Here is a 5,680-nt window from a genome sequence, read left to right on the forward strand (position 1 = left end):
AGCTGGAGGACATCAACCGCGACTTCGGCACGGCGGACGTGGCGTTCGTGATCGGCGCCAACGACGTGACCAACCCGGCGGCCAAGACCGACCCGCAGAGCCCGATCTACGGCATGCCGATCCTCGACGTCGAGCGGGCCAAGACGGTGTTCTTCATCAAGCGCTCGATGGCCTCGGGCTATGCCGGCGTGGAGAACGAGCTGTTCTTCCGCCCCAACACCATGATGCTGTTCGGCGACGCCAAGAAGGTCACCGAAGAGGTCGTCAAGGCGATGGAACATGCCTGAGCATGACGCGGGGGGCCGCAAGGCCCTCCGCTCCCCGCATCTCAAGGGCACGGCCGAACGGTCGGACACCGGGACCGAGGAGGACCTGTCGGGTCTCCTCGACTTCGTCCCGGCCGCGTCGCCGGGGGAATCTGCGATGTCGGCCTACATCATCGTCGAGGCCGACGTGCACGACCCCGTCGCCTTCGAGGAATACAAGAAGCTCTCCTCCGAGGCGGTGAAGAGGCACGGCGCGACCTTCCTGGTGCGCGGCGGCGCCATGCACGTGCTGGAGGGCGACTGGCAGCCCAAGCGCATCGTCGTGCTGGAATTTCCCTCGGCCGAGGCGGCGCACGCGTTCTATCACAGCCCCGAGTACGAGAAAGCCCGCGAGGCCCGCAGGCACGCGGCGAAGCTGAACATCATCCTGGTCGAGGGGATGTGAGGAGGGGCTGCCGTCATCCCTTCTTCACCCCGAAGCAATGCTCCAGCGCCGGAAAGCGCCGCGCCTTCACATCGGCGGCGTACTCCGCGGCGGCGCGGTCGATCTGCTCGCCCAATTGGGCATAGCGGCGCACGAACTTCGGCGTGAACTCGGCGAACAGGCCGAGCAGGTCGTCCGTCACCAGCACCTGCCCGTCGCAGGCCGGCGAGGCTCCGATGCCGATGGTGGGGATCGCCACCTCCTCGGTGATGGCGCGGGCCAGCGGCTCCATGGTGCCCTCGATCACCAGGGAGAAGGCGCCGGCCTCGGCGATGGCGCGGGCGTCGGCGCGGATGCGCTCGAAGGCGGCCGGGTCGCGTCCGACCGCCTTGTAGCCGCCCGCCGTGTTGACCGCCTGCGGCATCAGTCCGACGTGCCCCATCACCGGCACGCCGCGCGTGGTGAGGAAGGCCACCGTCTCCGCCATCTCGGCGCCGCCCTCCAGCTTCACCGCCTGGGCGCCGGTCTCGGCCAGCACGCGCGCCGCAGCGCGGAAGGCGGCCTGCGGCGATTCCTGGTAGCTGCCGAAGGGCAGATCGATCACCACGCACGCCCTGGCGCTGCCGCGCACCACCGCGGCGCCGTGCGCGATCATCATCTCCAGCGTCACCGGCAGCGTCGAGTCGAAGCCGTACACCACCATGCCCAGCGAATCGCCGACCAGCAGCAGGTCGACATGCGGGTCGAGCAGCCGGGCCGTCGGCGCGGTGTAGGCGGTGAGGCAAACGATGGGTTCCCCGCCCTTGCGGGCGCGCAGTTCCGGCACGCCGATGCGGCGGATGCTGGCGGTGGCGCTCATTCCGTGTGCTCCGGAGAAAGGAAAGGGCACAAACGCCAAAACCGCCCTCGCGCAGGCGCGGGGCGGCAGGCTTGACACATCGAAGGGCGGGCGCGGGAAACCGCGTGCCCGGCAGCTACGACTTAGTAGCCCTCGCGCTCCATGCGCTTGCGCAGAAGCTTGCGAGTGCGGCGCACCGCCTCAGCCTTCTCACGCGCGCGCTTCTCCGAGGGCTTCTCGTAGTTCCGGCGCAGCTTCATCTCCCGGAAAATGCCCTCGCGCTGCATCTTCTTCTTGAGCGCGCGGAGGGCCTGATCGACGTTGTTGTCACGGACCAGAACTTGCACGGTTGACCGTCATCCTTCTGCGGCGCCCGCAAGCGCCTGGTTTCGCCAAGCAATGAGAGGGGATGCGCAACCGGGCGCACCCCTTCAGCGGCATTTGTGTATCATGCCTCGCCGTCGAAGGAAAGGTTTGAATCGGCCTTGTCGCTCCAAGGCCGCGGTTGCCGAGGCCGCGCTTCCTCCCAGATAATGGGTTATGGCCCTTTTGAAGATCGCCCGCATGGGGCATCCGGTGTTGCGCGCCAAGGCCGAGCCGGTACGCGACCCCACCGATCCGGAGATCCGGCGCCTCGCCGCCGACATGATCGACACGATGCTGGACGCGCCCGGCGTCGGTCTGGCGGCGCCGCAGGTGCACCAGGGGCTGCGCATCATCGTCATCCGCGTGCCGGCCGACCGCTCGGGTGGCGAATCGGTGCCGGACACGGTGCTGATCAACCCGGAGATCGAGCCGCTGGGCGACGCGATGGAACTGGGCTGGGAGGGCTGCCTGTCGATTCCCGGCCTGCGCGGACTGGTGCCGCGCCACAGCCGCATCCGCTACCGCGGAATCGGCGTGGATGGCGAGCCGGTGGAGCGCGAGGCCGAGGGATTCCACGCCCGCGTGGTGCAGCACGAGGTGGATCACCTCGACGGCGTGCTCTACATCGATCGCATTCCGGACCTGCGCCTGTTGGCGTTCAACGAGGAATCGCACCACATCGCGGCCGCGCTGGCGGCGCAGCAGGAGGGTTGAGCATGGACACGCCGATGCAGATGGATTCGGTGCGGGACGAGATCCTGCTGTCCACCCTGCCCAACGTGGTCTTCGACGGCTGGAGCGAGGTGTCGCTGCGCGACGGGGCGCGCATGGCTGGCTTCGATTCGGTGATGGCGCACCGCGCCTTCCCCGGCGGCGTGCCGGAACTGGTCGAGCACTTCGGCGCCTGGACTGACCGCCGCATGGCCGAGGCGATGGCCGAGCACCCGCTGCCGGAGATGCGCACCGGCGACAAGGTCCGGCTGGCGATGCGCACCCACTTCGAGGTGTTGGCGCCGCACCGCGAGGCCAAGCGGCGCATGATGGCCTTCCTGGCGATGCCGCAGAACGTGGCGCTGGGGCTGCGGCTGCTGTACCGCTCGGTGGACGCCATGTGGTTCGCCGCCGGCGACGATTCGACCGACTTCAACCACTACACCAAGCGCGCCCTGCTCGCCGCGGTGCTCAGCGCCGCCACCTTCTACTGGCTGGACGACCAGTCGGAGGGGCACGAGGAGACCTGGGCCTTCATCGACCGCCGGCTGGCCGACGTCATGGGCGCCGGCAAAGCAATGTCCGCGGTGGGCGGCATCGGCGGCCTGATCTGGCGCCTGCCCAGCCCGATGCGCTTCGTCCGCCAGATGCGCCAGCGGACGGAAAGCGCGCAGGCGGGGAACGCCACCACGCACATGGCGGAGAACATCTGATACCGGTTCGGGGGCCGGTTCAGGCCGGCTGCCGCGCCTTCTTCGGCTTCTTCGCCGCCTGCGCCCGCAACGCCGCCTCGTGGGCCGGGCGGGCCCAGGCCAGCATCGCCTCGCCGTCGTCCAGCACCGAGTCGGGCGGGCGGTGGTAGGGCATCGTCATCGGCTTGTCGGGGAAGGGCTTGAAGGGCGGCAGGCCCTCGGCCTCGTACGCCGTACGTGTACGCTCGTCGGTGCGCAGGTACAGCACCTCGTCGGCGATCAGCGCCATCATCACGCCGTCGCAGTACACCCCGTACCCGCCGAACATGCGGCGGGCGCGCACCTCGCCCATGGGGGACAGCAGTTCGCAGACGAGGTCGGCGAACTCGTCCCGGCGCGGCATCGGGCGCCTACTTCTTGCGGAAGGCGTCGAGGGTGACGACTTCGCCGCGCTTCGGCTCGTCATCGGCGGCCGGCTTGGCCTCCTCCTTGGCCGCGGCGGCGTGCGGCGCGCGTTCGCCCAGCGGGGCGACGGCCGCCGATTCGGCGGGCAGGGCCGGCTGGAACTGCAGCGCGAAGTTCACCGACGGGTCGGCGAAGGTGGTGATGGCGCCGAGCGGAATCTCCAGCCGCTCGTGCACGTTGTTGAAGCTCAGCGTGACCGCGAACTTCTCCTCATCGATCTCCAGCCCGTAGTACTGGTACTGCAGGACGATGGTCATCTCGTTCGGGTACTGGCCGTGCAGGTACTCCGGGATGTCGACGCCGGGGTAACTGGTGCGGAAGGTCAGATAGAAATGGTGATTGCCCGGCAGGCCGCGGTCGGCCACCTGGCGGAGCGCATCGCGCACGACGCCCCGCAGGGCGGTTTCGACCATCTTGTCGTAACGGAGCTGCTCTTTCGCCATTCTAACGCCGGCCTTGCAAAAGGAAGTGTGGGCCTTCTGTTGCTAGGCGGCCCACGAACCCCACCTTCGAGTGCAACCCCGAAGGGATTTGATTTAGGCTAACCAGCCGCCGTTAGGCAGCGAGGCGAGCCTGAGCAACGTTGTCGTTGGCAACTATTGCAATGGCCCGATAACGGCGGAACCATGCCGAGCGAAGACCATGCCTTTACCACGCGTGTCGATCCTGTTTCGCCCCCATGAGCCCGCCCGCCGGCTTGGCCGGAGAGAGGGGATTGGTGGAGGCGCCGGGTACCGCCCCCGGGTCCACAACGCTTATTCCGCAAGGCGTTTATCGCCATAGTCGGTGTTACCCGACGCGCGTAATATAAGCACATCCGTCCCGCAAAGGAAGGGGAGGGGTGCGCCGGAGCCCCGATTTTTTCGTGGCATTTTCCCCACCCTGGTCTAGGAATGGCGGTGGAGCCCGCGAGCGACCCCCACATGCTGGAGTACCCATGCCGATCACGCCCGAACAGCGCGCCGAGATCGACCGGCAGCGCGCCGTGACGACCGAGACCCGCCGCGCCACCGTCCCGGCGCTGGAGGAGATCCTGTACGAGCCCATCGAGGTGCTCGACCACGGCTTCGTCCGGGTCATCGACTACATGGGCGACGATTCCGCGGTGGTGCAGGCGGCGCGCGTCTCCTACGGCCGGGGGACCAAGAAGGTCAGCGAGGACGCCGGCCTCATCAAGTACCTGATGCGCCACCGCCACTCGACCCCGTTCGAGATGTGCGAGATCAAGTTCCACGTCAAGCTGCCGATCTTCGTCGCCCGGCAGTGGATCCGCCACCGCACGGCGAACGTCAACGAGTACTCGGCGCGCTACTCGATCCTCGACCGCGAGTTCTACATCCCGGCGCCGGAGCAGCTGGGCGCGCAGTCCTCCAACAACCGCCAGGGCCGCGGCGACGTGCTGGAGGGCGAGGAGGCGGAGCGCGTGCTGCAGATCCTGCGCGGCGATTCCGAGCAGTGCTACGCGCACTACGAGGAACTGCTGAACGCCCGCGAGGACGGCACGGTCATCGACGAGTCCCGCCAGGGCCTCGCGCGCGAGCTGGCGCGCATGAATCTGCCGCTGAACTACTACACGCAGTGGTACTGGAAGGTGGACCTGCACAACCTGCTGCATTTCCTGTCCCTGCGCGCCGACAGCCACGCCCAGTACGAGATCCGGGTGTACGCCGAGGCGATGCTGGACGTGGTGAAGCGCTGGGTGCCGGCGGTGTACGAGGCGTTCACCCAGTACCGCCTGGGCGGCGCCCACCTCTCCGCCACCGGCCTGGAGATCGTCAAGCGCCTGCTGGCCGGCGAGCCGGTGACGCAGGAGACCAGCGGCCTGTCCATGCGCGAGTGGCGGGAACTGATGGAGTCGCTCGGGCGCGCCGAGTAGGGGCGGGTGCGGGGAGCTACCGCGGCTCCCCGCCCGACATGC

General features: G+C 68.3%; 9 protein-coding genes and 1 other RNA gene. 5 read left to right on the forward strand and 5 right to left on the reverse strand.

The genetic code is table 11. The features are described 5' to 3' along the window. Together TSO221_RS25180 and TSO221_RS25185 are read left to right on the forward strand one after the other, a co-directional pair. Nucleotides 1-287 (forward strand): NAD(P)(+) transhydrogenase (Re/Si-specific) subunit beta (locus TSO221_RS25180; RefSeq protein WP_146208903.1); only part of this gene is annotated, 287 nt, incomplete at its 5' end. Continuing rightward, a complete protein-coding gene (locus tag TSO221_RS25185; protein WP_247878268.1) occupies nt 280-711 on the forward strand; it encodes a DUF1330 domain-containing protein in 432 nt (143 codons plus the stop codon). The genes TSO221_RS25180 and TSO221_RS25185, both read left to right, overlap by 8 nt. Before the next feature lie 13 nt (nt 712-724). Here TSO221_RS25185 and panB read toward each other — a convergent pair whose 3' ends face one another. Both panB and rpsU read right to left on the reverse strand, forming a co-directional pair. Next, nucleotides 725-1,549: a 3-methyl-2-oxobutanoate hydroxymethyltransferase gene (gene panB, locus TSO221_RS25190; protein WP_109121268.1), complete on the reverse strand. Its 825-nt coding sequence runs from the start codon at nt 1,547-1,549 to the stop codon at nt 725-727. 122 nt (nt 1,550-1,671) lie between these two features. Next, complete coding sequence (gene rpsU / locus TSO221_RS25195) at nt 1,672-1,875, reverse strand: 30S ribosomal protein S21 (RefSeq protein ID WP_012974546.1); 204 nt, start codon at nt 1,873-1,875, stop codon at nt 1,672-1,674. A 193-nt stretch (nt 1,876-2,068) separates the two neighbouring features. Between rpsU and def the strand changes: the two genes are divergently transcribed. After that, nucleotides 2,069-2,608 carry a peptide deformylase gene (gene def / locus TSO221_RS25200; RefSeq protein WP_109121269.1) on the forward strand — a complete coding sequence of 180 codons (540 nt, stop codon included), beginning with the start codon at nt 2,069-2,071 and terminating at the stop codon, nt 2,606-2,608. A 2-nt stretch (nt 2,609-2,610) separates the two neighbouring features. After that, nucleotides 2,611-3,318 carry a COQ9 family protein gene (locus TSO221_RS25205; RefSeq protein WP_247878269.1) on the forward strand — a complete coding sequence of 236 codons (708 nt, stop codon included), beginning with the start codon at nt 2,611-2,613 and terminating at the stop codon, nt 3,316-3,318. A gap of 19 nt (nt 3,319-3,337) precedes the next feature. Here TSO221_RS25205 and TSO221_RS25210 read toward each other — a convergent pair whose 3' ends face one another. From TSO221_RS25210 to ssrA, 3 genes are all read right to left on the reverse strand, one after another. After that, nucleotides 3,338-3,700 (reverse strand): TfoX/Sxy family protein, encoded by a 363-nt coding sequence (locus TSO221_RS25210; protein ID WP_109121270.1) that lies wholly within the window; start codon nt 3,698-3,700, stop codon nt 3,338-3,340. A gap of 7 nt (nt 3,701-3,707) precedes the next feature. Then, nucleotides 3,708-4,205: a ClpXP protease specificity-enhancing factor SspB gene (locus TSO221_RS25215; protein ID WP_109121271.1), complete on the reverse strand. Its 498-nt coding sequence runs from the start codon at nt 4,203-4,205 to the stop codon at nt 3,708-3,710. A gap of 24 nt (nt 4,206-4,229) precedes the next feature. Beyond that, nucleotides 4,230-4,599, reverse strand: a transfer-messenger RNA (tmRNA) gene (ssrA, locus tag TSO221_RS25220). A 100-nt stretch (nt 4,600-4,699) separates the two neighbouring features. On the opposite strand from ssrA, the gene thyX reads away from it, so the two are divergent. After that, nucleotides 4,700-5,638, forward strand: a complete 939-nt coding sequence (gene thyX, locus TSO221_RS25225) for an FAD-dependent thymidylate synthase (RefSeq protein WP_109121272.1) — start codon at nt 4,700-4,702, stop codon at nt 5,636-5,638. The last annotated feature ends 42 nt before the right edge of the window (nt 5,639-5,680 follow it).

Origin of the sequence: Azospirillum sp. TSO22-1 (genome assembly GCF_003116015.1) — a bacterium.
In the GTDB taxonomy this organism is placed as follows: domain Bacteria; phylum Pseudomonadota; class Alphaproteobacteria; order Azospirillales; family Azospirillaceae; genus Azospirillum.